The organism is Micromonospora sp. NPDC048894 (genome assembly GCF_040649765.1).
GTDB lineage: Bacteria > Actinomycetota > Actinomycetes > Mycobacteriales > Micromonosporaceae > Micromonospora > Micromonospora antibiotica.
In genome coordinates this window covers 610872-632908 of the sequence record NZ_JBEZFY010000002.1, presented here as the reverse complement: position 1 = coordinate 632908, position 22037 = coordinate 610872, and the positions used below count along the sequence as shown (strand labels likewise).

The following is a 22037-nucleotide window of genomic DNA, read 5'->3' as shown; positions in this document are numbered from 1 at the left end:
GGCCGTCGTGCCGCGCAGGGTCGCCGTTTTCCCAGGTGAATGCCCTGGGGCTGGTCACTCAAAGTGAACGGATAAGTACCGCGCACGTGCGTTATCATGCTCGCTGTCTGGTGCAGATGCAATAGCAGATGCACGTGCAGCACGGCCGGATCTGATGTCGCACCACCCTCGAACCCGCACCATCCCCTTGCGACAGTGGGTCCGAACCCCGACAGAAAGACATCCATGCAGCAGCCTCAAAACGGCGTCCCCACCACCGAGTTGCCCCCCCTGAGGTGGGAGAAGAGCCGGCGGAGCAACCCCAGCGGCAACTGTGTCGAGTTGGCCGAACTCCCCGGCGGGGCGGGCATCGCCATGCGCAACTCGCGCCACCCCGAGGGGCCGGCCCTGATCTACACGGTGGACGAGATAGCGGCATTCGTCCTCGGCGCGCGCGACGGCGACTTCGACCATCTGATCGACTGACACCTGGTGGTCCCGCTCATGGGACCGTGTCCGTCCGGAGGATGTTCATCTCACGGACGGTCCATGGCATGCTTACTCGTCGGTCGGGCGGGGGCCCGGGGACCGTGAACGGATGGGCATGCGCGGAGGGGCGGGCACGTGACGATGGTTGCCGCCGAGGGGGGACCGGCCACCGGCCCCACGGTGTTGCGGATGCTGCTCGGCGCGCAGCTGCGCCGGCTGCGGGAGGCCAGCGGTGTCACGCGGGAGGGTGCCGGTTGGGAGATCCGCTCCTCGGAGTCGAAGATCAGCCGGATGGAGCTGGGCCGGGTCGGCTTCAAGGAGCGGGACGTCGCCGACCTGCTCACCCTCTACGGGGTCACCGCCGCCGCCGACCGCGACGCGCTGCTCAAGCTGGCCCGCGACGCCAACAGCCCCGGCTGGTGGCACCGCTACGGCGACGTGCTGCCCACCTGGTTCCAGTCCTACCTGGGCCTGGAGGCCGCCGCCGCGTTGATCCGCAGCTACGAGGTGCAGTTCGTCCCCGGCCTGCTCCAGACCCCGGAGTACGCCCGCGCGGTGGTCCTGCTCGGCCACCGGGGCGCGGCGGTCGAGGAGGTCGACCGCCGGGTGGAGCTGCGTGTCCAGCGTCAGCAGGTGCTGCACCGCCCCGACCCGCCGCAGCTCTGGGCGGTGATCGACGAGGCCGCCCTGCGCCGGCCGATCGGCGGCCCGCAGGTGATGCGGGGGCAGCTGACCGCGTTGATCGAGGCGACCCGGTCGCCGCACGTCCGGTTGCAGGTCATCCCGTTCGACGCCGGTGGCCACGCGGCGGCCGGCGGGGCGTTCACGATCCTGCGGTTCGGCGACGACGACCTGCCCGACATCGTCTACATCGAGCAGCTGACCAGTGCGCTCTACCTCGACAAGCGGGAAGACCTGGACTACTACGCGGCGGCGATGGAACGCCTCTGCGTCGAGGCCACCCCGCCGGAGCGCACACCTGAGGTCCTCGCCCGACTGCGTGACGAGCTGTACCCGCAGTGACCACCGCACCGGCCCGCCACCCCGGCGGGGCGGCCTCTACGATGATCAGAACCGCAGACAGTGGACGGACGCCATCGACCGGTGGCGCGCAGTCATGGAGGACCCGGTGACCACCGATGCCCCGACGGGCGCCGCCCAGCATCCCAGCGACCGGATCGACACCTCGGTCGCGCATCCGGCCCGCCGCTACAACTACTGGCTCGGTGGCAAGGACAACTTCCAGGCCGACCGCGACTCCGGCGACGCCATGGCCGCGGCCTTCCCGACCATCCGCACCGCCGCCCTGGAGAACCGTCGCTTCCTGCAACGGGCCGTGGCCCACCTGGCCCGTGAGGCGGGCATCCGACAGTTCCTCGACATCGGCACCGGCATCCCGACGGCGAACAACACCCACGAGGTGGCCCAGTCCGTCGCCCCGCAGTCCCGGGTGGTCTACGTCGACAACGACCCGATCGTGCTGGCCCACGCCCGCGCCCTGCTGACCAGCTCGCCCGAGGGCGCCACCGCCTACATCGACGCCGACCTGCGTGAACCCGAGAAGATCCTGCACCACCCCGAGCTGCGGCGCACCCTCGACCTGGGGCAGCCGGTCGCCCTGATGCTGGTGGCCATCCTGCACTTCGTGGGGGAGGCCGAGGACCCGTACGCCGTGGTCCGCCGGTTGCTCGCGGAACTACCGCCGGGCAGTTACCTGGCCGCCTCGCACGCCACCTACGACCACCTTCCTCCGGACGTCGCCGAGGCCGCCCGGGAGACGACCCGGGCGGGCAACCCACCGGGCGGGATCAACCTGCGCAGCCGGGACGACTTCGCCAGGTTCTTCGACGGCCTGGAGGTGGTCGAGCCCGGCTTCGTCTCGGTCGCCCGCTGGCGGGCCGAGGCCGAACCACAGCCCCGCCCCACGGTGGACGAGGTGAGTATGTACTGCGCACTCGGCCGCAAGCCCTGACCCGTCCCGTCGACCGGCCGGGCCGACGCCGGAGGGCTCCCCGCACGGGCGACCCGACGCTCCGCTCACCCCGCGTGGACTCCTACGCGGCGGGCTGCCTACGGTCAGGCCGGCCCGACCCGGTCCCCGGCGGTGACCCGACCGCCCCGCACCACCACCGCGTACGCCCCGACGCAGGGCTGCGCCCCCAGGTCGGGCACGGGGACCACCCGGTTGCGTCGGGCCGGCCGCCGCAGCGCCTCCGGATCCCCGGGTAGCTCGCCGTGTGCCAGGGTGGGCACCGCGCACCGGGGGGTCGGCGCGACCACCCGCAGCACCACCTCCGCACCGACGCGCAGCTCCCGACCCACCCAGGAGTTCTCCACGAAACCCGTCGCGTCGGTGGCGACGACCAGGTTGGGCCGGTAGCGCGGAGCCGCCTCCCAGGGCAGGTCGAGCGCGTCCAGGCTGGCCGTGGTGAGCAGGTGCAGCGGTGCGAAGTCGACCAGGCTGCCGGCCGGGGCGACGCCATCCAACGGGTTCCCGGTGACCGGCACGTCGGCATCGGCTCCCTCGGCCAGCACCGCGTCCGGGTCGGCCCGGTCCAGCAGGGCGTCGGCGGGCACCGTGCCGGTCAGCGTGACCGACCGGCCGAGCAGCCGGGACAGCGCGGTGTCCAGGCCGTCGTCGGGGTGGGCGTAGCCGGTGCCGTCGGGGAGGGTGAGGCGTACCCGGTCGGGGGCGGCACCGGTCGCGCGGACCCCGAGCAGGGCCGACCACCGGCGGGGCCGCTTCGCGCTGCCGACCCGCCCGGTGTCGCGGTCCAGCACGGCGAGCCGGCGGTCCCCGGCCAGCCCCCGACCGTCCACCATGGCGCCGTGTAGCGGTTCGCCCAGCATCGACTTGACCGGATACCGCCACACCTGAGTCAACACTCCGCCCACCGGCCCAGCGTAAACGGTCAGGTACGCACGGTCCGCGTGGTCGATTCGTCGACCGGCTCGTAACTTTGTCGGATGATCCCACGCTCCCTGGCGCTCAACTCCCGTACGGTCGTGTCCACCGCCGAGCCGTCGTCCGAGGGACCGGTGGGTTTCGTCACCGGCCTGGTGGAGCGGCTCGGCGGCCCCGGCGCGGGGTTGGCGGTGGCGCTGGAGAACCTGTTTCCGCCGATCCCCAGCGAGGTGATCCTGCCGCTGGCCGGCTTTGCCGCCGCCCAGGGGCGGATCAGCCTGGTCTCGGCGATCCTCTGGACCACCCTCGGGTCCGTGGTCGGCGCGTGGGTGCTCTACGGCATCGGCGCGGCGCTGGGGCGCGACCGGATGCGTGCCGTCGCGGCCCGGCTGCCGCTGGTCAAGCTGAGCGACGTGGACCGCACCGAGGCGTGGTTCCTCAAGCACGGGGTCAAGGCGGTGTTCTTCGGGCGGATGATCCCGATCTTCCGTAGCCTCATCTCCATCCCGGCGGGGGTGGAGCGGATGCCGATCCTGACGTTCCTGCTCTACACCACGCTGGGCAGCCTGATCTGGAACACCACCTTCGTGATGGCCGGCTTCCTGCTCGGCGACAACTGGCACGTCGTCGAGGAGTACGTCGGGTCGTTCCAGAAGGTCGTCATCGTGGTCTGCGTCGCCGCCGCCGGCTGGTTCGTGGTCAACCGGGTCCGCCGGGCCCGCGCCGCCCGCGCCGACACCCCGGCCGGCGGCGTCCCGCCCGGCGATGCCGCCGCCGGGCCGGCGGAGCCCGGCGGGGACACGACCTACCGGGGTACCGTCTACCGGGGTGGCGTCTGGGGACGCGACACCGACTGATCCGGCCCCGGCCCCGGCGACGTCCGCCACCGTACGCCGACCGGACTGATCCGTTGCGGCTGCGCGTCCGTACTGCTGTGCGGGGACCGGGACAGGGGAGGCACGATGGCGGAGCCGGATCAGGAGCACCGTCCGACGGCGGGGCAGCAGCAACCGGTCTTCGAGCCGGTGATCGAGGTGACGGGTGAGCCGGTCGAGGTGACCGACGGCGACCGGGCGGACCGGTCGCCGTGGCCCCGGGGGGCGCGGCTGCTGGCCGCCGCGGCGGTGCTGGTGGTCGCGCTCGGCGCGCTCGCGGTGGTGGTGACGATGGCCAACCCGGACCGGCTGGGGATGGTCATCTCCGGTGGCCGCGACGGGGCGCCGCCGGTGGCGGCGACCGCCGAGCCGGGTGGTGCCGGTGCCGCCGAGGCCGCCTCCGGGCGGACCGCGACCGCACCCGTGGGTGAGCTGCGCCGGGCGACCTTCGAGCTGCTGGACGGGGTGACCTCGTTCCGGCTGCGCACCGACGATCTCGGTGCCGACCTGTACCGGATCAGCAGCCCGGCCGACGCCGGCCTGACCCCCCGGCCCGAGGTCTCCGGCGACCGGGTGCAGCTGCGGGTGACCCGCCGGGACCGGCCCGGCCGGGGCGTCGTCGACGTGGTCCTCAACACGCGGGTGACCTGGCGGTTGCGGCTGATCGGCGGGGTCAGCGACCACGTCCTCGACCTCTCCGACGCGCGGCTGTCGGGTTTGGAGCTGATCGGTGGCGCGGCCCGGGTCGACCTGCGGCTACCCCCGACGACCGGCACCCGCACGGTACGGATGACCGGCGGTGTCAACCAGTTCGTGGTCCGGGCGCCCGACGGGCCCCCGGTGCGGGTCCGGGCGGGCTCCGGCGCCGGCAGCGTCGTCTGGTACGGCGATCGGCGGGACGGGCTGGCCCGGGGGGCGACCGTCGGCTCGCCGAACTGGGACCGGGCACCCGACCGGCTCTACCTCGACCTCGTCGCCGGGGCCAACACGGTCACCGTCGTCGAGGACTGAACCGGCCGGCCCCGCGCCGGGGCGGGCGGGCCGGCATAGAGTCGGACGGTGGACCGTACCGAATCGTTGCCGGCGCAGACCCGACCACCCGGCATGGCCGACGAGGACCCGGGCAGCGTGCTGCTGCCCGGCCACGACGTGCCCCTGGGTCGCTACACCACGGTGCGCCGGCTGCTGCCGCAGCGGGCCCGGCGGATGGTCGGGGCGTGGTGTTTCGTGGACCACTTCGGCCCCGACGACGTTGCGCAGCGGCCCGGCATGGAGGTGCCCCCGCACCCGCACACCGGCCTGCAGACGGTGACCTGGCTGCTCGACGGTGAGATCGTGCACCGCGACAGCCTCGGCAACGTCCAGCCGATCCGGCCCGGTCAGCTCAACGTGATGACGTCCGGGCACGGCATCGCCCACTCCGAGCGGTCACCGGCCTCCCACCCGCCGTTGATGCACGGTGTGCAGCTGTGGGTGGCGCTGCCGGATCCGGCGCGGGCCGGTGCGGCCGACTTCGCCCACCACGCCGACCTGCCCCGCTGGCGCACCGGCGACTGGGACCACACCCTGCTCGTCGGTGAGCTGGGTGGCGAGCGGTCCCCGGCGGTGGTGCACACGCCGCTGGTCGGTGCGCAGCTCCAGGCACACGGGCCGGCTCCGGCCACGCTGGGCCTGCGACCCGGCTTCGAGTACGCCCTGCTGGCGATGTCCGGCCGGGCCCGGGTCGACGGACTGTCCCTGGAGCCCGGCGCGCTGCTCCTGCTCGGCGGGGGGCGCGACCGGCTGGAGCTGACCGCCGAACCGGGGAGCCGGCTGATGCTGCTCGGCGGTGAGCCGTTCGACGAGCCGCTCGTCATGTGGTGGAACTTCGTCGGTCGTTCGCACGAGGAGGTGGCCGCCGCCCGGGACGACTGGATGGCCGGCCGGGACCGGTTCGGGCGGGTCGCCGACGACGCGGCCCCGCCGCTGCCCGCCCCGGAACTGCCGACTGTCCGGTTGAAGGCCCGGGACCGGCGGGGGGACCTGCACGGTTGACCCGCCGCCCGGCCGTGTGCTAGCCCACACTATTTCAACAATCAGCCGTACGGGTGATGGCGTGTCATATGATGATCGTGGCAGCGATGCCCACCCGGTTCGGGTGGCCACCCGGCGGTTGGCCGGTGAACAGGCACGCGTGCGCCCCAGGTCACGGTTCGTGACCCGGGGCGCCCGCCTGTGTGGGGACCCCTCCCGCCTCCCGGCCCCGCCGTCTCGCCGGCCGGGCAGCAGACCACCTTCGCCGCCGGCGGCTCAGATGCTCCGCAGGTGTTGTGCGACCCGCAGGTGACGCCTGCGGTCGCCCTGTTCCGCGCGTCGGGCCGGGTCGCCCTCCGGCGCCGGGTCGAGCGCGGCGCAGCGGGCCACCTCGGCGGTGTCGGCGTAGTCCACCGGCGGTAGCGCGCGCAACGCCCGTACCACCTCCGGTGGTGCGCCCTCCCGCTCGGCCTGGCGCACCACGGCGTCGCGCGTCGCCGGGCAGTCCAGCCGGGACAGGTACCGCAGGACCTCGGTTCGACTGGCCACCGGTGAGCCTCCTCGCCGCCTCGTGCCGGTCACGATCGGCGGCGGTTACCCGTCCGCCGGCCGGTCACGCGCCCCGAAGCGGAAAAGTGGCTCGTTGCCGGTGGTACGGCCCGCAGCGGGATCCGGCGTCGGAACCGGACCCGGGCGAGGGCGGGGAACCGGGTCGTTTCCGGGTCGCCGTGGCGGGTAACCGACCGGCCTCATGTCGAAGGGAGCCCCGCATGAACTACGACACCTTCGTCGACCAGGTGGCCCGTCGGGTCCGCACCGACCCGGAGCGGGCCGTGGTGCTGGTCCACGCGACCCTGGCCACCCTCGCCGAGCGGTTGACCGGTGGGGAGGTGCTCGACCTCGCCACCCAGTTGCCCGCGCCGCTGCGGCTGGCACTGCGGCCCAGCCCGAGCACCGAGGCGGCCGAGCGGTTCGGTGCGGCCGAGTTCGTCGCCCGGGTGGCGCAGCGGGCCGACCTGGACGAATCGGCCGCCCGGGACGTGGTGCGGGCGGTCTTCGTCACGGTCCGCGAGGCGGTCAGCGGTGGTGAGTTCGACGATCTGGTGACCCGGTTCCCCCGCGACTACCGGGAACTGGTGGAACCGGCGCTCACCCCCGGGGTGGCCGCCCTGCGCCGGGCCTGACCCCACCGGTCGACCCCGGTGCCACCGGGTGGTCGGGCTCCGGCGGGGGCGTCGGGCCGACCGCCGCCCCGGGCACACAGCCGTTGACCAGGGCAACGACGCCGTGACGGTGGTGCGCCCTGACTTGGCGAGTTGCTCGGACCTGGCCTAACCTGGACCGCACGAGGGGAGTACTTCCCACGAACCATTCCGGTCAGTACGGCGCGCCCCGGGTGCGCCTCGGGTGGTTGCCCACGGCGAACGTGGGTGAAGGAGACCTCGAACATGGCACGGTGTTCGAGGAGGCTCCATGACCGATCTGTCGTACTTTGCTGCCGGTGGGTTGTCGTCGGTCGGCACGCCCACCCTGTGGGCGGTGACCATCGTCGGCGTGCTCGCCCTGCTGGTCCTCGACTTCCTGGTCACCCGACGCCCGCACGAGGTGTCGATCCGGGAGGCGCTGGGCTGGTCGGCCTTCTACATCGCGTTGCCGTTGGCCTTCGGCGGTTGGGTCTGGTACCGCTTCGGCTCCCAGCAGGGCGTCGAGTACCTGACCGGCTACCTGGTCGAGAAGTCCCTGTCGGTCGACAACCTCTTCGTGTTCATGCTGCTGCTGGCCGCCTTCGCGGTGCCCGCGGTGCTCGCCCAACGGGTGCTGCTCTACGGCATCGCCGGGGCGCTGGTGCTGCGCGCGATCTTCATCGCCCTCGGCGCGGCGGCGTTGCAGACCCTCGACTTCGCCTTCCTGCTCTTCGCCATCATCCTGATCGCTACCGCGGTCAAGCTGCTGCGCGACGCCCTGTCCGGGCACGAGCAGGAAGTCGACATCAACAAGATGCGGTCGGTGCGGCTGCTGCGCCGGTTCATGCCGGTCGTCGAGGAGTACCACGGCACCCGGATGACGATCCGGCAGCAGGGTCGCCGGGCCCTCACCCCGTTCGCCCTGGTGGTGGTCGCGGTGCTCGCCACCGACATCGTCTTCGCGGTCGACTCGGTGCCCGCCGTCTACGGCATCACCGAGGACCCCTACCTGGTCTTCGCCACCAACGCGTTCGCGCTGCTCGGGTTGCGGGCGCTCTACTTCGTCCTGCATGCCGCGCTGAGCCGCCTGGTGCACCTCAGCTACGGTCTGGCCATCATCCTGGCCTTCATCGGCGTCAAGCTCGGCCTGCACTGGGCCCACGGGATCTGGTCGGGCGTGCCGGAGATCCCGACCCTGGCCTCGCTCGGCGTCATCATCGGCGTCCTGGCCGTGGTCACCCTGACCAGCCTGCGGGCCACCCGCGACCGGGAGCCCGGCGAGGTCGAGGTCGTCACCGACAAGCACTGACGGTACGCGCCCGGCGGCGACCCGCGACCGGGTCGCCGCCGAAGGCGTGCCGGTCGGCGGGAACCCTCCCGCGCACACCCGCCGGGTGGTACGACTGACGGGTGGGAATCGTGTCACCGGGCTTCCAGGGCCGACGCCGTACGACCGATCCGGCCCTGCCGCCGGGGCAGTACCTGACCGAGGACTTCCCGGTGCTGTCCGCCGGGCCGACCCCCCGGGTCCCGCTGGACCGTTGGGAGTTCGTCCTCGCCACCGAGACCGGCGACGAGTTCCGCTGGTCCTGGGCGGAGCTGATGGCCCTGCCGCAGGAGACCCCCACGGTGGACATCCACTGCGTCACCCGGTGGTCCAAGTTCGGCACCAGCTGGCAGGGCGTCTCGCTGGACGTGCTGCTCGACGGCGTGGACACCGCCGCCGACTACGCCCAGGCCCACTCGTACGGCGGATACACCACCAACCTGCCGCTGGACGACCTGCGTGACGGTCAGGCCTGGGTGGTGCACGGGTACGACGGCGAACCGCTGCCCGCCGAGCATGGTGGCCCGGCCCGGCTGCTGGTGCCGCACCTCTACTTCTGGAAGTCGGCCAAGTGGGTGCGGGGCCTGCGGCTGACCGTGGAGGACGAGCCCGGTTTCTGGGAGACGGCCGGCTACCACGACTACGGCGACCCGTGGCGTGAGCAGCGCTACCAGGGTGACTGAGGTGACCACAGCCGCCCCGGGTGGCCGGGTGGCCGCCCCGCTGGGCTGGCGGGTGGCCCGGCTGGCGCAGCGCCGGATCGAGACGCCCACCGCGCAGACCCTCGTCCTGTCGGTGCCCGGCTGGCCGGGACACCTGCCGGGGCAGCACGTCGACGTCCGGCTCACCGCCCCCGACGGCTACCAGGCGGCCCGTTCCTATTCGTTGGCCGGCCCGCCCGACGGCGACCGGATCGCGTTGACCGTGCAGCGGGTGCCCGACGGCGAGGTGTCGCCGTACCTGACCGACGCCTGGGCCGAGGGGGACCCGGTGGAGGTGCGTGGCCCGGTCGGCGGCTGGTTCGTCTGGCGGTCCGAGCAGACCGCGCCGGTCCTGCTGGTCGCCGGGGGTTCCGGGGTGGTGCCACTGATGGCGATGGTGCGGGCCCGCCGGGCCGCCGGCAGCCGGGCGCCGTTCCGGCTGATCTACTCGGTACGCACCCCGGCGGACGTCATCTACGCCGACGAACTACGTACCCGCGCCCGCGACGACTTCGGCCTGGACGTCAGCTACGTCTACACCCGCGAGGCCCCCGACGGGTGGCGGGGCGAGCCGCACCGGATCGGTCTGGCCGACGTGAACACCCACGGCTGGCCGGCGGACCTGGAACCGCTCTGTTACGTCTGCGGTCCGACCGGTTTCGTGGAGACCGTCGCGGACCTGTTGGTGGGGCTGGGCCACCCGACCCGGCGGGTCCGGACCGAACGGTTCGGGCCGACCGGCTGACCGGCGAGGAGAACCGATGACCGAGATGTCCTACCTGGACGGCAACATGCTCGACGGGCCGTTGCGCGAGCTGCTCGCGGTGGACCTGAGCACGGCGACCGGGCGGTGCGCGTCCTGTGGCATGGTCGGCCCGATGGCCGGACTGCGCGTCTGGGCCCACGCCCCGGGGCTGGTGGGTCGTTGTCCCTCCTGCGCCGAGGTGATGCTGCGGCTGGTCCGGGCCCCCGACCGGGCCTGGCTGGACCTGCGTGGCGCCACCTACCTCCAGGTGCCGATGCCGACCGCCGAACCGTTCCCCCGACCACTCTGACCCGCCACCTGCCTTCGTCCCCGCCGCCGTCGCGGGGTGCGACCGGGCTCGCGGCCGGACGGCCCGGACCCGTGTGGTCCGGGCCCGCGGTCGGCACCTGCGGGTTCCGCCGGTCAGTGCGGTGCGGCGGCGACCGACGCCCGGCGGACCAGCGGGCAGGGCATGGCGACGTGCCGGGCCACCCGGCGGCGGGCCCCCTTCGGCCGGTCGAGCAGCTCCACCATCGTCTCGACCGCCCACGCGCCCATCCCGTGATGCGGCAACGCCACGGTGGTCAGCGCGGGGAACAACCCGTCCGCGATGACCTCCTGGTTGTCGGAGCCGACCACCGACAGCTCCTGCGGCACCCGCAGGCCGAGTTCGGCGGCGGCCCGGTAGACGCCCATCGCCATCCGGTCGGTGAAACAGAACAGCGCCGTCGGCCGGTCGGCCGCGTCGAGCAGGACGCGGGCGGCCCGGTGCCCGCCGGCGGGGTCGCCGACGTCGGCACGTACCAGCTCCGGCCGGTACGGGACCCCGGCGGTCCACAGCGCCTCGCGGTAGCCGAGCAGCCGGCCCCGCGCGGCGGGAACGTCGTCGACGGTGGTGACGAAACCGATCCGGCGGTGCCCGTGGGCGAGCAGTTCCCGCACCGCCGCGGCGGCGCCACCGCGCTCGTCGGGCACCACCGAGGGGAGCGTGGCGTCGTCGCTGCGGGCGTTGAGCAGCACCACCGGCATCGGGCGCAGCTCGTCGGGGACCCGCACCACCCGGTGGTCCGTGGTCGCGTAGAGCACACCGTCGACCCGGTGCCGCGACAGCGCCCGGATCTCCCGCCGTTCGGCCTCGAGGTCGCGTCCGGTGGTGAGCAGCAGCACCCACCCGCGCGCCGATGCGGTCTCCTGCGCGCCGAGGATGAGCCGCCCGGCCTGCCCGGTGGCGGCGATGACGTCGCCGAGCAGCCCCAGCGCGTACGACCGTTGCAGCCGTAGCCCCCGGGCCAGCCCGTTCGCCGCGTAACCGAGTTGCCGGGCCACCGCCTCGACCCGTTCCCGGGTCTGTGCGCTGACCCGGGTGCCGGACTTGTTGTTCAACACGTGGGACACGGTGGTCACCGAGACGCCCGCCGCGGCGGCGACGTCCCGGATGCTCGCCTTCGGTCCCATCGGCTCACCTTCGTGCTGCTCGTGGCTCGGCCGCCGGGGCGACGGTCCGACAACGCTAGCCGAACCGGCCGGGAAGCGGAGACGACGTTCGGCACCCGGTCCACGGGTTGGGCGGGGCGGCGACGGCCCCCGGCACGTGCCGGGCCGGGCGGGTGCTGGCGGTACGGCGGCGTCGCCCGGGCCGATGCCCGCCCGTGCGGTGCACCGGCGGGCATCGACGTCCGGCTCAGATCCGGGAGGTGAAGGCGACCAGCACCTGGTACGGGGCGGGCGTGCCGGTGTTGTCGAAGCAGATCACGTCCACCGGGGCGTCCACCGCGTACGACCACGGCTGGGTCAGGTTGCAGTAGTTGGGCCCGGTGCCCTGCGCGGTGACCTGGGCGTGCGTCTCCTTCTGGCCGAGCTGCTTGAAGGTGACCAGGTAGCGGCCGGCCGGTGCGAGCGGTGCGATGGTGTTGACGCCCACCCCGAGCTGGGAGTTGTCGTTGGTGGGGCCGCCCGCCGCGCTGGCCAGGTGACCGAAGAACTTCGGCGGGGCCAGCGACCCGATCACCGACCGCCCCCGGTGGTAGGAGAGGGTGAAGTCGGTGTTCACCGGCGCACCGGCCTGGTCGAAGCAGAACACGTAGACCAGCACGTCCGTGCCGGAGGCGCCCCACCGGGCCACGGTGCACCGGCGCGGACCGGCGTTCGGCTGGATCGCGGTGGCCTGCACGTTGCCGGCCAGCACCCCGGCCAGCCCGACCCCGGGCAGCCGCACCGACCACTGCCCGACCCCCAGCGGGGCCAGCGCGGCGGGGGCCCCGGTGGACACGTACGACTGGACCAGGCCGCTGACCCCGCCCTGGACGTAGGCGTGTGCGGTGCCGGCCGGCAGCACCCCGGAGCTGGCGGTCCACAGCACGGTGAACCGGCTGTCGTCGCGGGTGCCGCCGGGGGCGAAGCACTGCACGTCGACGATCTCGTCGGTGCCCGACTGGAACCAGCGCACCACGGTGCAGTAGTGCCCGGCCCGGTCCACCGGGGTCACGTGCGGCACCCCGCGCGCACCGGCGCCGATCTGCGGGAAGCGTACCTGGAACCGGCCCGGGGCGAGCTTGATGCCGGTGGCCCAGGCGGCCGGGAAGGCGGTCTTCCAGGTGCCCCACTGCCGGGTGGTGTCCAGCACGGTCCAGCTGGTGACGGTGGGGTTGTCGACGTAGGCGAAACCCCAACGGTCCGCGGTGGCCGCCGCGGCGGGTGCGGTCGGCGCGAGCCCCACGGCCGCCAGCAGGGCGGCCAGTGCGACGGCGACGACACGGCGAACTCTCATCTGTCCCTCCGATTGGTGGTGGTCGAACAGGAACTCAGCGTGAGCGGAAGGCGCGTCGAAAGCAACGGTGTCGTCTACGCGGTGTGACTACAGTCGGGAGCCCGTCACTGATGTATCAGGCGGGCCGGAACGCCCTCGTGCACCGCACGCGTCCTCGCGCGGCGGCGGGAACGGTGACTCCGGGTCACCGGCCGCCCCGCTCCGCTCCGGCGCGCTCCGCCCCGCTCCGGTGCGACGGTGCCGGGGCGATCCGACACGTTTGTCGTGCTGACCGCCGGGAAGGGAGCGGGCATGACGAAACCTCGTGTGGTGATCGTGGGCGCCGGTTTCGCCGGTTACCACGCGGCGAAGACGTTGCGGCGGTTGGCCGGTGGGCGGGCCGAGATCGTGCTGCTGAACTCGACCGACTACTTCCTCTATCTGCCGCTGCTGCCCGAGGTGGCCGCCGGGGTGGTCGAGCCGACCCGGATCTCGGTCCCGTTGACCGGCACCCTGCCCGGGGTGCGGGTCGTCGTCGGCGAGGCCGACCGGGTCGACCTGGCCAACCGCTGGGTGGGTTTCACCAACCCGGAGGGGGAGCGGGGCCAACTGGCCTACGACCGGCTGGTGCTCTGCGTCGGCAGCGTCAACAAGCTGCTGCCCATCCCCGGGGTGACCGAGTACGCCCACGGCTTCCGGGGCCTGCCCGAGGCGGTCTACCTGCACGACCACGTGGTCCGCCAGATCGAGCTGGCCGAGCAGGCGCAGGACCCGGCCGAGCAGCAGGCCCGCGCCACCTTCGTGGTGGTGGGGGCGGGTTACACCGGCACCGAGGTCGCCGCGCACGGGCAGCTCTTCACCGACGCGTTGCACGCGCAGCGCCCCCGGTTGACGGTCCGGCCCCGGTGGATGCTGCTGGACGTCGCCCCCCGGGTCCTGCCGGAGCTGGACGAGCGGATGTCGCGCACCGCCGACCGGGTGCTGCGTCGTCGGGGTGTCGACGTCAGGATGGGCACCTCGGTCGCCGAGGCCACCGCCGACGGGGTACGCCTCACCGACGGCGAGTACGTCCCGACCTGCACGCTGGCCTGGTGCGTCGGGGTCCGTCCCGACCCGTTCGTGGCCGAGTTGGGGCTGCGGACCGAGAAGGGCCGGTTGGTGGTCGACGAGTACCTCAACGTCCCCGGTTTCCCCGAGGTGTACGCCTGCGGCGACGCCGCCGCCGTGCCGGACCTGACCCGCCCCGGCCAGGTCTGCACGATGACCGCCCAGCACGCGCAGCGGCAGGGGAAGCTCGTGGCGCGCAACATCGCCGCCTCCTACGGCCAGGGCCGGCGTCACCCGTACAAGCACCACGACCTGGGTTGGGTGGTCGACCTCGGTGGGAAGGACGCGGCGGCCAACCCGCTGAAACTGTCGCTGTCCGGGTTGCCCGCCAAGGCGGTCACCCGGGGCTACCACCTGCTGGCGATGCCCGGCAACCGGGCGCGGGTGAGCGCCGACTGGGTGCTCGACGCGGCGCTGACCCGCCCGGCGACGCAGCTCGGCCTGGTCCCGGCCAACGCCGTGCCGTTGGAGAGTTCCTCGCCCGAGGTGTCGGCGCGCACCCGCTGACCGAAGCTGATCGGTCCGGCCGCCGGCTCACCCCCGGCGGTCGGACCGGGCCGCGTCGGACCCGCCGACATCGTCACCCCTGCGGTGGTCGACGGGTCCGAACTCGCGCAGCAGCACCTGGACGACCCCGGCCGCCGGGATGGCCAACAGCGCCCCGACCAGCCCGGCCAGTTCGGCCGCGACGAGCACGCTGACCAGCACGGTGAGCGGGTTCAGCCGGACCGCCCGGGACATGATCAGCGGTTGCAGCAGATGGTTCTCCACCTGTTGATAGACGACGAAGAAGACCAGCACCACCAGCCCGGCGGTGGGGGAGCGCAGGAAGCCGGCCCCGGACGCGACGACCGCCCCGAGCGTCGCGCCGACCAGCGGAACCAGGTCGGCGATCCCCACCAGTAGCGCGATCACCGCCGCGAACGGCACCCCCACCAGCACCAGCACGACGTACGTCCCCAGTCCGCAGATCACGCTGATCAGCAGGTTGCCGCTGAGATAGCCGGTGATGACCCGCGAGGTGCCCCGCCCGATCCGCCGCAACCGCACCCCCGTGCCGGCACCGACCGCCCCGAGCATGGTCCGGATGATCCAGGGCGCCTCCAGGACCATGAGGTAGGCCAGCACGACGACGGTGACCAGGCCGGCGAGGGTCCGCAGGACGCCCCGGAACAGTTCCACCGCAGGCTGGCGCAGCTCACCGCCGTACCGCTGGACCTGGTCGCCGTGGCGACGGGCGTAGTCCAACAGGCCGGTCCGGTCGAGCAGGCCGCCCAGCGGTCCCTGCCCGGCGCGGGCCTGCCGCAGCAGTTCGGGGGCCCGGTCGGCGAACCGTCCCAGCTCGTCCAGCAGCGGCACCAGGATCACCGCGCCCACCGCCGCCAGCAGCCCGAACACGGCCAGGAAGACCAGCAGGGTGGCCGTGGCCCGGTGCCGCACCAGCCGGCGCTCCACCAGGTCCACCAGGGGTCTGAGGGCCATCGCGAGGAACGCCGCGAGCAGGATCCAGATCAGCACCCGACGGGTGGACCAGAGCAGGCCGAGCCCGATGACGACCGCCAACACCAGACCGATCACGATCAGCGCCCGGCGGGCGGTACGACGATCGTCGGTGGTCCCCATCCGGCGCGGCTACCCCCGGTCGGAGCCCGGAAACCGTTCTGCCGGACCCCCGGCGGGCGGCGGCTTCACTCGCCGGGGGTGAGGGGCGCTCACCCGTCCGGGGCAGATCATCGAGGCGACCGGAGGTCTTCCGAGGCACGCGGAAGGGAAGGTCGTCATGAAGAGGATCGTGGAGATTGTTCCGGCTCGTCCCGGCTGGTACTCGCGGTGGCGGATCGGCCCCGAGGCGACACGGTGCTACCCGGTGAGCCTCTGGGCGCTGGTGGAGGAGGCCGACGGTTCCGGTCGTGAGGTCGTCGGTGTGGACTGCGCCGGGCAGTGGCCGGGAGCGGAGGAGAACGAGTCGGGTGGGGGATTCGTCCGTTACCTGTTCCAGCTGCCCGATTCCGGTCCTCCGGAGGACGTCGAACGACCCTCCCCCGTCGAGGTCCGGTCGACCGGTCCCCGCCGGCAACCCGCCGTCGTGACGCAGGAGCCCGCCGTCGCCGGATGACCGTCGGCCGTACGCCGACGGGGTCGACCGGGCCGCCCGCCGCCCGCCGCCGGCCCCGGCACGAACATGACCGGGGCGTAGCTGACCCGCCCGGACCCCTCCCGGCCCCCGGCCCCTGGTCCCAGGGTCGGGGGCCACCCCGGCAGCCGGGTGGCTCAGCCCACCTCGCGGACGTCGTCGGCGGCACCTGCCGTCGGTCGCTCCACGGCCAGCAGCTCGGTCAGGCCGGTGCGGTCGAGCAACTGCTGGAGCCGGTCACCCACCCCGGTCAGCCGCAGCGGCCCGACGCCGCCCCGGCTGAGCACCAGGAAGGCGCTCAGGCCCGACGAGTCGCACAGACCGACCCCGCCGAGGTCGACCGTCAGCTCGTGGCAGCCGTCCGCGCGGACCCGGGCCGCCGCCTCGAGCAGCTCCGGAGCGGTGTCGAAGTCGAGGTCACCGGTCAACCGCAGCCGGGCGTGGCCGGCATCGGGCCGGGTCACCTCGATGGACAACAGCTGCGGGCGCATGCCCTCATGTTCCCAGCAACCCCGGACCGGGAAACGTCGGGGGTTCGCGGGACCCATCCGGGGCCGGGCGCGGTCGCCGGGGGTTCAGGCGGTGGCGGCGGGTGGCTTCGGTGCGGCGACGGCGGACTGCTCCGGCGCCTGACGGGCCAGTAGCCCGGTGACCCCCGTCATGTCCAGGATGGTCCCCAGGAACCGGGGCGTGGCTCGCAGGCGGATCAGCGTCCCGGCCCGCTGGCCCTCGCGCCAGGCGTGCACGATGACCGACAACCCGGTGCTGTCGATGAAGGTCAGGCCGGCGAAGTCGATGACGATCACCGGAGGCCGGCCCGTGAGCAACCGGTCGATCTCGGCGCGCAACGGCGCGGAGGTGGTGTAGGCCAGCTCACCCCCGACCGCGATGACCGGTGACCGGGGGTCGGACCCGTCGACCGACATGGTCAGCGGGGCAGCTTCGAAAGTCCTGCCAGGGGATGCCACAGCGCGCCTTTCCGCAGGGCCGACGGTCGGGCTGGATCAGCCGGATCGTAACAATCTCCCGGCGGGTCCGCAGGAGCGCGTATCCGGGCCGCCGGGTGCCGTGCGGTGGCGAAACCCGCCGTGCGGCGTAGGCTGAGCGGAACAGATTGGCGCATACGGACGACCTCCGCGGCCCGGCGAACGGTGACAGGCGGACGGTGACAAGGGGAGTGGGGCTCAGCTGGTGGCTGCTGCCGACGTCAGGGGTTTCGACCCGGGCGACGGACGGATCTCCACGCCGAGTGCCGGACGGGCTCCGGCCCGGTCCGTCGGCGCCCCCGCCGTGCTGCCCCCGCTGGCACCGGACGGCACCAGCCCCGAGCCCGCCCGGTCCGAGCCCCCCTGGCCCGAGCCCGCCCGGTCCGAGCCCGCCTGGTCCGAGGTCGTCGAGCACTTCCGTGAGGGCCTGATCATCTGTGACTCCGACGGCGTGGTGAGGCACGTCAGCCCCGTCGCCGAGCGGTTGCTGCCCGAGGTGACGCCCGGTCGTGGCCTGGCCGCCGGGCTCGCCGTGCTGACCGGGGTCACCGACCCCGACGGGTTCGGCCATCACGGCCGGCGGCTGCGGGTCCGCCGGGTGGCGCTGTCCGGGTCCCGCAGCTGTCTGTACGTCGAGGACGTCACCGACAGCGTCTCCCGGGCGGACGCGCTGCTCGCCGAGCGGGCCCGGTCCGCCTTCCTCGCCGTCGTGGGGGAGAAGCTCGGTAACCCGCTGCACCCCGACCGGGCCGCCGCCGCCGTCATCCGGCTGACCGTACCCACCCTGGCCGAGGTGGCGGTGCTGGTGCTGGCACCCCGGTCCGGGCGGGCCCGGTGGTGGCGGGCGACCCGGGCCGACCACGAGTCCCCCACGGTGGACAGCGGCGTGCTGCCCGCCGCCGCACTGCCCCCGGCGATCGCCGAGGGGCTGTCCGGTGTCGAGCCGCATGCCGTGGACTGGCTCGTCGAGCAGGCGGTCGAGGCCGGTTGGCTGCCGGGGCTGGCCACGTCGGAGGTGACCGCCCGGATGGTCTCGCTGCCTGGCCGGGAGGCCCCGGCCGGGGTGCTGCTGGTGGCCCGCCGCACCCGCTGGTACGACGAGGCCGACCTGGATCTCGTCCGGGCCTTCGCCGCCCGGGCCGGCGCCGCGCTCACCACCGCGGTCCTCTACCGCAACCAGGCCGAGGTGGCCGACACCCTCCAGGCCAGTCTGGTGCCGGTGGAGCCGCCCGAGGTGACCGGCGTGCAGTGGGGGACGGCCTACCGGCCGGCGCAGGCGAGCCTGCGCATCGGTGGCGACTTCTACGGCGCGCACCGGCTGGCCGACGGTGGCGCGGTGTTCTTCCTCGGCGACGTCTCGGGCAAGGGGGTGGAGGCCGCGGTCTTCACCGGCCAGTTGCGTCAGTGTCTCCAGGCGCTCCATCGTGTCGAGTCGCACCCCGGCCGGCTGGTGAAGCTGCTCAACGACGCCCTGCTGGAGACCACCCAGGCGCACGGTCAGGGCCGCTTCGCCACCCTGGTGCTCGGGACGGTACGCCCGCACCGCGACGGCGGCCTGTCGCTGACGATGGCCGGTGGCGGGCACCTGCCGCCGCTGGTGCTGCGCAACTCCGGCGAGGTCGAGACGGTGCCGCTGCGCGGCATGCTGATCGGCGTGGTCCCCGACCCCCGCGTCGGTGAGGTCACCGTACGCCTGGCCGTGGGGGAGACCTGTCTGCTCTACAGCGACGGGGTGACCGAGGCCCGGGGCGGTCGACGTGGTGACGAGCAGTTCGGCCAGGACCGGTTGGTCCATGCGGTGACCGCCTGCCACCGGATGCCCGCCCCGGCGCTCGCCGAGCGGGTCGAGCAGGTCACCTGCGACTGGCTGGGGCACGGTGACCACGACGACATCGCGGTGCTGGCCCTGCGGGCGACCGGGCCGGGCGGTCGTCCCCGACGGCACCTGCACTCCGTCCCGGCTGTCCCGGGCACGGCCGAGAGGAACCCCCGATCGTGACCGTCCCGACCGCCCCGGTTGACCCGGCGCACGCCTTCGCCGACTTCCTCGCCTGTCTGGAGGAGGCGGACGAGTACGGCGCGATCGAGGTCGCCACCGGGTTGCTCGACGCCGGTGTCCCCGCGGAGCGGGTGCTGCTCGACCTGGTCGCACCGGCCCAGGTCGAGGTGGGTGAGCGGTGGGCCCGCAACGAGTGGAGTGTGGCGCAGGAACACGCGGCGACCCACATCAGCGAGCGGGTGGTGGCGGCGATCGCCGGGTACGCCGATCCGCGTCCCACCCGGGGGCGGATCGTGGTGGCCTGCATGGATGGTGAGTGGCACGCCCTGCCGCCCCGGCTGGTCGCGGAGGTGCTGCGACTGCGCGGCTGGCAGGTGACGTTCCTGGGGGCCAGTGTGCCGGCTGCGCACCTGGTGTCCTACCTGCACCGGCACGACGCGCACGCGGTCGCGTTGGCCTGTGCCCTGCCCATGCGGCTGCCGTACGCGCACCGGATGATCGAGGCGTGCCGGCGCTCGGACGTGCCGGTGGTGGTCGGCGGGCGCGGGTTCGGTGTGGACGGCCGGTGGGCCCGGCGGCTCGGGGTCGCCTGGGCGGCGGACGCCCCGGGCGCGGCCGACCTGGTCGCCGACGAGCGGCGGTTGCGTCGGGTTCCACCTGCGGAGCTGTCCCACCTCGCCGACCACGAGTACGCGGGCCTGGTGAAACGGCGTGGTGAGCTGATCGACTCGGCGGTGGCGGACCTGCGGGTCCGGGTGCCGTCGGTCGGGGAGTACACCTCGACGCAGTGGGATGCCACGATCGGTGATCTCGGCTACATCGTGGATTCGCTGGCCGCCGCCGTCTACGTCGACGACCCGGAGTTGTTCACCGACTTCGTGTCCTGGCTGGCGACGATCCTGGCCAGTCGGGGGGTACCGACCGCGGCGGTCGCGTCGACCCTGGGCCACTACGGGCACGCCCTGCGTGACTTCCCCCGGGCGGGACGGTTCGTGGCGCTGGGTGTGGCGGCGACCGTCGCATCCGGGGTCGTCCGGCACTGACGCGGCGTTGCGGGGCGCCCGGGGAGCGCTGCGTATACTTGCTGCACTGCAAGGGTCTTCCTGCGGTGGAAGCGAGAGGGACGACGTTGACCTTCACCGTCACGCACGACGAGCGCGATGGTGGCGGCGTGTGCCTGCGGCTCGCGGGCGAGTTGGATCTCGGTGCGGCCGGGGCGCTCAACGCCGAGATCGACCGGCTCGTGGCCGACGGCGAGCGGCACCTGCTGCTCGACCTCGGCGCGTTGACCTTCTGCGATTCCACAGGCATCGCGGCCTTCGTGCGCGGTGACAACCTGACGGCCGCCCGGGGCGGGTGGTTGCGGCTGTCCGGGGCGACCGGCCGGGTGGATCGGGTTCTCCAGATCACCGGGCTGGCCGAGGTGCTGCGTTACCAGCCGGACACCGCCGACCCGCGGTCGCCGTCCGCCCGGTGATGGGCTAAATTTCCCCGCCAGCGGATGACCGACCGGTTTCCCACCTCGCGGATGACCGCGTTCGGTTCTCCCGCCGACGGGGTACCGAGACCGTCGTCCCCGATCGCCGAGACAGACAGGTTGGACCCATGGACCGAGGCGCCACGAACCCCGTCCGCATCCTGGTGGTCGACGACGACCCGGGTGACGTGCTGATGATCGAGGAAGCCCTGGCGGATTCCGAGATCGCCAAGGTCATCGACGTGGTCGGTGACGGCCAGGAGGCGATGGAGTTCCTGCGTCGGGAGGGCCGGCACGTCGACGCCCGACGCCCCGACGTGATCCTGCTCGACCTGAACATGCCCCGGATGGACGGGCGTCAGGTGCTCGGCGAGGTCAAGCAGGACGACGACCTGCGGACGATCCCGATCGTGGTGCTGACCACCTCGAACGCGGACACCGACATCGTGGGCAGCTACAGCCTGCAGGCCAACGCCTACGTCACCAAGCCGATCGACCTGGACGACTTCAACGACGTGGTGCGCCGGATCGACGAGTTCTTCGGCCGGGTCGTGGTGCTGCCGAAGCGTTCCTGACCGCGCGGTTCGCCCCGGCGCGTCCCCCGCGCCGGGGCCCGGTCGGCCGCCGGCCCCGCAATTGCTGAACATTTTTCCCGAACCGCCCCCGTGTCGGCCGGCTGCCGCCAGGATCGAGCTGGAACAGACGTATCAGCTTCCTGGGGGGCGACACGTGATGAGGTTCTCCGTCGTGCGGTCCGGCTCCGACCGGCAACAGGCCGATTCCTTCCTGGACGAGCTCGGAGTCCGGTTGACCCGACTCGCCGCGCGGGCGGAGGTGATCGCCGGCGCGGGGCGGGATTGGGATCAGATCCGCCAGGAGACCACCCTGCTCCTGGCGATGGTCGACCGGCGGCGGGCCGACGCCGGCCGGGCGGTCCGCCCGGCGGAGCCGGCGGCCGAGCTGCTGGCCCGGGCCCGCGACGAGCTGGACGCCGCCCGGGAGGAGGCCCGGCAACTGCGGGAGCGGGTGTACGCCGAGGCGGTGCAGGCCCGGCGGGAGTTCGAGGCGTCGCTGCACGAACGGCGGCACCGGGCCGCCCGGGCGGATCAGCTCCTGACCGGGGTGGCCGTCGAGACGGTGCCGGTCGACACCCCGACCGCCGCCGCCGGGGGTGTGCCGGCGACCCGGGTGGCCACCGGCGTCGACGAGGTGCCGGCCGACCAGCCTGAGCCGGGGACCTGGGTGGCCTGACCGGGCCGCACCCGCTGCCGGCGACCCACCCGGGGCCGTCGGGCCTCAGCGGTCGATGCCGCCACCTGCGGCGACCGCCCGGGGTCGTCGGGCCTCAGTGGTCGGCGCCGCCACCGCTG

General features: G+C 73.5%; 25 protein-coding genes. 18 read left to right on the top strand and 7 right to left on the bottom strand.

What is annotated here, in order from left to right; all coding sequences use genetic code 11:
• The first annotated feature begins 225 nt into the window (after nt 1-225).
• The 3 genes from AB0C22_RS06735 to AB0C22_RS06725 all read left to right on the top strand — a co-directional run bounded on the left by AB0C22_RS06735 (nt 226) and on the right by AB0C22_RS06725 (nt 2440).
• Entirely contained in the window at nt 226-465 is a 240-nt protein-coding gene (locus AB0C22_RS06735) for a DUF397 domain-containing protein (protein WP_208566370.1), read from the top strand.
• Nucleotides 466-603: 138 nt separating this feature from the next.
• Nucleotides 604-1491 (top strand): helix-turn-helix transcriptional regulator, encoded by an 888-nt coding sequence (locus tag AB0C22_RS06730; RefSeq protein WP_357533880.1) that lies wholly within the window; start codon nt 604-606, stop codon nt 1489-1491.
• A gap of 94 nt (nt 1492-1585) precedes the next feature.
• Complete coding sequence (locus tag AB0C22_RS06725; protein ID WP_208566368.1) at nt 1586-2440, top strand: SAM-dependent methyltransferase; 855 nt, start codon at nt 1586-1588, stop codon at nt 2438-2440.
• Nucleotides 2441-2544: 104 nt separating this feature from the next.
• Here the strand turns inward: AB0C22_RS06725 and AB0C22_RS06720 are convergent, their stop codons facing one another.
• Nucleotides 2545-3363 (bottom strand): MOSC domain-containing protein, encoded by an 819-nt coding sequence (locus AB0C22_RS06720; RefSeq protein WP_357533878.1) that lies wholly within the window; start codon nt 3361-3363, stop codon nt 2545-2547.
• Nucleotides 3364-3435: 72 nt separating this feature from the next.
• Between AB0C22_RS06720 and AB0C22_RS06715 the strand changes: the two genes are divergently transcribed.
• The 3 genes from AB0C22_RS06715 to AB0C22_RS06705 all read left to right on the top strand — a co-directional run bounded on the left by AB0C22_RS06715 (nt 3436) and on the right by AB0C22_RS06705 (nt 6282).
• Nucleotides 3436-4230: a DedA family protein gene (locus AB0C22_RS06715; RefSeq protein ID WP_357533876.1), complete on the top strand. Its 795-nt coding sequence runs from the start codon at nt 3436-3438 to the stop codon at nt 4228-4230.
• Between the two features lie 105 nt (nt 4231-4335).
• Nucleotides 4336-5259, top strand: coding sequence for a hypothetical protein (locus tag AB0C22_RS06710; protein ID WP_357533874.1), 924 nt, complete (start codon nt 4336-4338; stop codon nt 5257-5259).
• 48 nt (nt 5260-5307) lie between these two features.
• Entirely contained in the window at nt 5308-6282 is a 975-nt protein-coding gene (locus AB0C22_RS06705) for a pirin family protein (protein WP_219460930.1), read from the top strand.
• Nucleotides 6283-6537: 255 nt separating this feature from the next.
• Here AB0C22_RS06705 and AB0C22_RS06700 read toward each other — a convergent pair whose 3' ends face one another.
• Entirely contained in the window at nt 6538-6810 is a 273-nt protein-coding gene (locus AB0C22_RS06700) for a DUF2795 domain-containing protein (RefSeq protein ID WP_219460935.1), read from the bottom strand.
• A 221-nt stretch (nt 6811-7031) separates the two neighbouring features.
• Between AB0C22_RS06700 and AB0C22_RS06695 the strand changes: the two genes are divergently transcribed.
• The 5 genes from AB0C22_RS06695 to AB0C22_RS06675 all read left to right on the top strand — a co-directional run bounded on the left by AB0C22_RS06695 (nt 7032) and on the right by AB0C22_RS06675 (nt 10528).
• Nucleotides 7032-7445, top strand: a complete 414-nt coding sequence (locus tag AB0C22_RS06695) for a DUF2267 domain-containing protein (RefSeq protein ID WP_219460939.1) — start codon at nt 7032-7034, stop codon at nt 7443-7445.
• A gap of 289 nt (nt 7446-7734) precedes the next feature.
• Nucleotides 7735-8754 carry a TerC family protein gene (locus tag AB0C22_RS06690; RefSeq protein ID WP_219460943.1) on the top strand — a complete coding sequence of 340 codons (1020 nt, stop codon included), beginning with the start codon at nt 7735-7737 and terminating at the stop codon, nt 8752-8754.
• Between the two features lie 101 nt (nt 8755-8855).
• A complete protein-coding gene (locus AB0C22_RS06685; protein WP_307799081.1) occupies nt 8856-9455 on the top strand; it encodes a sulfite oxidase-like oxidoreductase in 600 nt (199 codons plus the stop codon).
• A gap of 28 nt (nt 9456-9483) precedes the next feature.
• Nucleotides 9484-10218, top strand: a complete 735-nt coding sequence (locus AB0C22_RS06680; RefSeq protein ID WP_219469924.1) for a ferredoxin reductase — start codon at nt 9484-9486, stop codon at nt 10216-10218.
• Nucleotides 10219-10234: 16 nt separating this feature from the next.
• Nucleotides 10235-10528, top strand: coding sequence for a DUF6510 family protein (locus AB0C22_RS06675; RefSeq protein ID WP_357533870.1), 294 nt, complete (start codon nt 10235-10237; stop codon nt 10526-10528).
• Nucleotides 10529-10641: 113 nt separating this feature from the next.
• On the opposite strand, the gene AB0C22_RS06670 is transcribed toward AB0C22_RS06675, so the two are convergent.
• Both AB0C22_RS06670 and AB0C22_RS06665 read right to left on the bottom strand, forming a co-directional pair.
• On the bottom strand, nt 10642-11673 hold the full coding sequence (locus AB0C22_RS06670; protein ID WP_219460949.1) for a LacI family DNA-binding transcriptional regulator: 1032 nt from the start codon (nt 11671-11673) through the stop codon (nt 10642-10644).
• Nucleotides 11674-11899: 226 nt separating this feature from the next.
• Nucleotides 11900-12985 (bottom strand): hypothetical protein, encoded by a 1086-nt coding sequence (locus AB0C22_RS06665; RefSeq protein ID WP_208566359.1) that lies wholly within the window; start codon nt 12983-12985, stop codon nt 11900-11902.
• Between the two features lie 291 nt (nt 12986-13276).
• Here AB0C22_RS06665 and AB0C22_RS06660 point away from each other — a divergent pair, with 291 nt between their 5' ends.
• Complete coding sequence (locus tag AB0C22_RS06660) at nt 13277-14578, top strand: NAD(P)/FAD-dependent oxidoreductase (protein WP_219460952.1); 1302 nt, start codon at nt 13277-13279, stop codon at nt 14576-14578.
• A gap of 27 nt (nt 14579-14605) precedes the next feature.
• Here the strand turns inward: AB0C22_RS06660 and AB0C22_RS06655 are convergent, their stop codons facing one another.
• Entirely contained in the window at nt 14606-15694 is a 1089-nt protein-coding gene (locus AB0C22_RS06655) for an AI-2E family transporter (protein ID WP_357533868.1), read from the bottom strand.
• 157 nt (nt 15695-15851) lie between these two features.
• Here AB0C22_RS06655 and AB0C22_RS06650 point away from each other — a divergent pair, with 157 nt between their 5' ends.
• Nucleotides 15852-16187 (top strand): hypothetical protein, encoded by a 336-nt coding sequence (locus AB0C22_RS06650; RefSeq protein ID WP_208566356.1) that lies wholly within the window; start codon nt 15852-15854, stop codon nt 16185-16187.
• A gap of 155 nt (nt 16188-16342) precedes the next feature.
• Here the strand turns inward: AB0C22_RS06650 and AB0C22_RS06645 are convergent, their stop codons facing one another.
• Together AB0C22_RS06645 and AB0C22_RS06640 are read right to left on the bottom strand one after the other, a co-directional pair.
• Nucleotides 16343-16696: an STAS domain-containing protein gene (locus AB0C22_RS06645; RefSeq protein WP_219460958.1), complete on the bottom strand. Its 354-nt coding sequence runs from the start codon at nt 16694-16696 to the stop codon at nt 16343-16345.
• 84 nt (nt 16697-16780) lie between these two features.
• Entirely contained in the window at nt 16781-17131 is a 351-nt protein-coding gene (locus AB0C22_RS06640) for an STAS domain-containing protein (protein ID WP_219460960.1), read from the bottom strand.
• A gap of 265 nt (nt 17132-17396) precedes the next feature.
• Between AB0C22_RS06640 and AB0C22_RS06635 the strand changes: the two genes are divergently transcribed.
• The 5 genes from AB0C22_RS06635 to AB0C22_RS06615 all read left to right on the top strand — a co-directional run bounded on the left by AB0C22_RS06635 (nt 17397) and on the right by AB0C22_RS06615 (nt 21918).
• Entirely contained in the window at nt 17397-19190 is a 1794-nt protein-coding gene (locus AB0C22_RS06635; RefSeq protein ID WP_357533865.1) for a PP2C family protein-serine/threonine phosphatase, read from the top strand.
• Nucleotides 19187-20233, top strand: coding sequence for a cobalamin-dependent protein (locus AB0C22_RS06630; protein WP_357533863.1), 1047 nt, complete (start codon nt 19187-19189; stop codon nt 20231-20233). The genes AB0C22_RS06635 and AB0C22_RS06630 overlap by 4 nt, the downstream gene beginning before the upstream one ends.
• 65 nt (nt 20234-20298) lie before the next feature.
• Nucleotides 20299-20667, top strand: coding sequence for an STAS domain-containing protein (locus AB0C22_RS06625; protein WP_308290694.1), 369 nt, complete (start codon nt 20299-20301; stop codon nt 20665-20667).
• A 128-nt stretch (nt 20668-20795) separates the two neighbouring features.
• Nucleotides 20796-21242: a response regulator gene (locus AB0C22_RS06620; RefSeq protein WP_208566350.1), complete on the top strand. Its 447-nt coding sequence runs from the start codon at nt 20796-20798 to the stop codon at nt 21240-21242.
• A 157-nt stretch (nt 21243-21399) separates the two neighbouring features.
• A complete protein-coding gene (locus tag AB0C22_RS06615) occupies nt 21400-21918 on the top strand; it encodes an ATPase (RefSeq protein ID WP_219460963.1) in 519 nt (172 codons plus the stop codon).
• Nucleotides 21919-22037: the final 119 nt, after the last annotated feature.

What these genes read in the sequence shown, in the direction of transcription:
- AB0C22_RS06670 (WP_219460949.1), bottom strand. Translation starts at nt 11,673, where the DNA reads ATGGGACCGAAGGCGAGCATCCGGGACGTCGCCGCCGCGGCGGGCGTC.
- AB0C22_RS06710 (WP_357533874.1), top strand. Translation starts at nt 4,336, where the DNA reads ATGGCGGAGCCGGATCAGGAGCACCGTCCGACGGCGGGGCAGCAGCAA.
- AB0C22_RS06650 (WP_208566356.1), top strand. Translation starts at nt 15,852, where the DNA reads ATGAAGAGGATCGTGGAGATTGTTCCGGCTCGTCCCGGCTGGTACTCG.
- AB0C22_RS06655 (WP_357533868.1), bottom strand. Translation starts at nt 15,694, where the DNA reads ATGGGGACCACCGACGATCGTCGTACCGCCCGCCGGGCGCTGATCGTG.
- AB0C22_RS06660 (WP_219460952.1), top strand. Translation starts at nt 13,277, where the DNA reads ATGACGAAACCTCGTGTGGTGATCGTGGGCGCCGGTTTCGCCGGTTAC.
- AB0C22_RS06675 (WP_357533870.1), top strand. Translation starts at nt 10,235, where the DNA reads ATGACCGAGATGTCCTACCTGGACGGCAACATGCTCGACGGGCCGTTG.
- AB0C22_RS06690 (WP_219460943.1), top strand. Translation starts at nt 7,735, where the DNA reads ATGACCGATCTGTCGTACTTTGCTGCCGGTGGGTTGTCGTCGGTCGGC.
- AB0C22_RS06620 (WP_208566350.1), top strand. Translation starts at nt 20,796, where the DNA reads ATGGACCGAGGCGCCACGAACCCCGTCCGCATCCTGGTGGTCGACGAC.
- AB0C22_RS06665 (WP_208566359.1), bottom strand. Translation starts at nt 12,985, where the DNA reads ATGAGAGTTCGCCGTGTCGTCGCCGTCGCACTGGCCGCCCTGCTGGCG.
- AB0C22_RS06725 (WP_208566368.1), top strand. Translation starts at nt 1,586, where the DNA reads ATGGAGGACCCGGTGACCACCGATGCCCCGACGGGCGCCGCCCAGCAT.
- AB0C22_RS06715 (WP_357533876.1), top strand. Translation starts at nt 3,436, where the DNA reads ATGATCCCACGCTCCCTGGCGCTCAACTCCCGTACGGTCGTGTCCACC.
- AB0C22_RS06615 (WP_219460963.1), top strand. Translation starts at nt 21,400, where the DNA reads ATGAGGTTCTCCGTCGTGCGGTCCGGCTCCGACCGGCAACAGGCCGAT.
- AB0C22_RS06695 (WP_219460939.1), top strand. Translation starts at nt 7,032, where the DNA reads ATGAACTACGACACCTTCGTCGACCAGGTGGCCCGTCGGGTCCGCACC.
- AB0C22_RS06645 (WP_219460958.1), bottom strand. Translation starts at nt 16,696, where the DNA reads ATGCGCCCGCAGCTGTTGTCCATCGAGGTGACCCGGCCCGATGCCGGC.
- AB0C22_RS06640 (WP_219460960.1), bottom strand. Translation starts at nt 17,131, where the DNA reads ATGTCGGTCGACGGGTCCGACCCCCGGTCACCGGTCATCGCGGTCGGG.
- AB0C22_RS06735 (WP_208566370.1), top strand. Translation starts at nt 226, where the DNA reads ATGCAGCAGCCTCAAAACGGCGTCCCCACCACCGAGTTGCCCCCCCTG.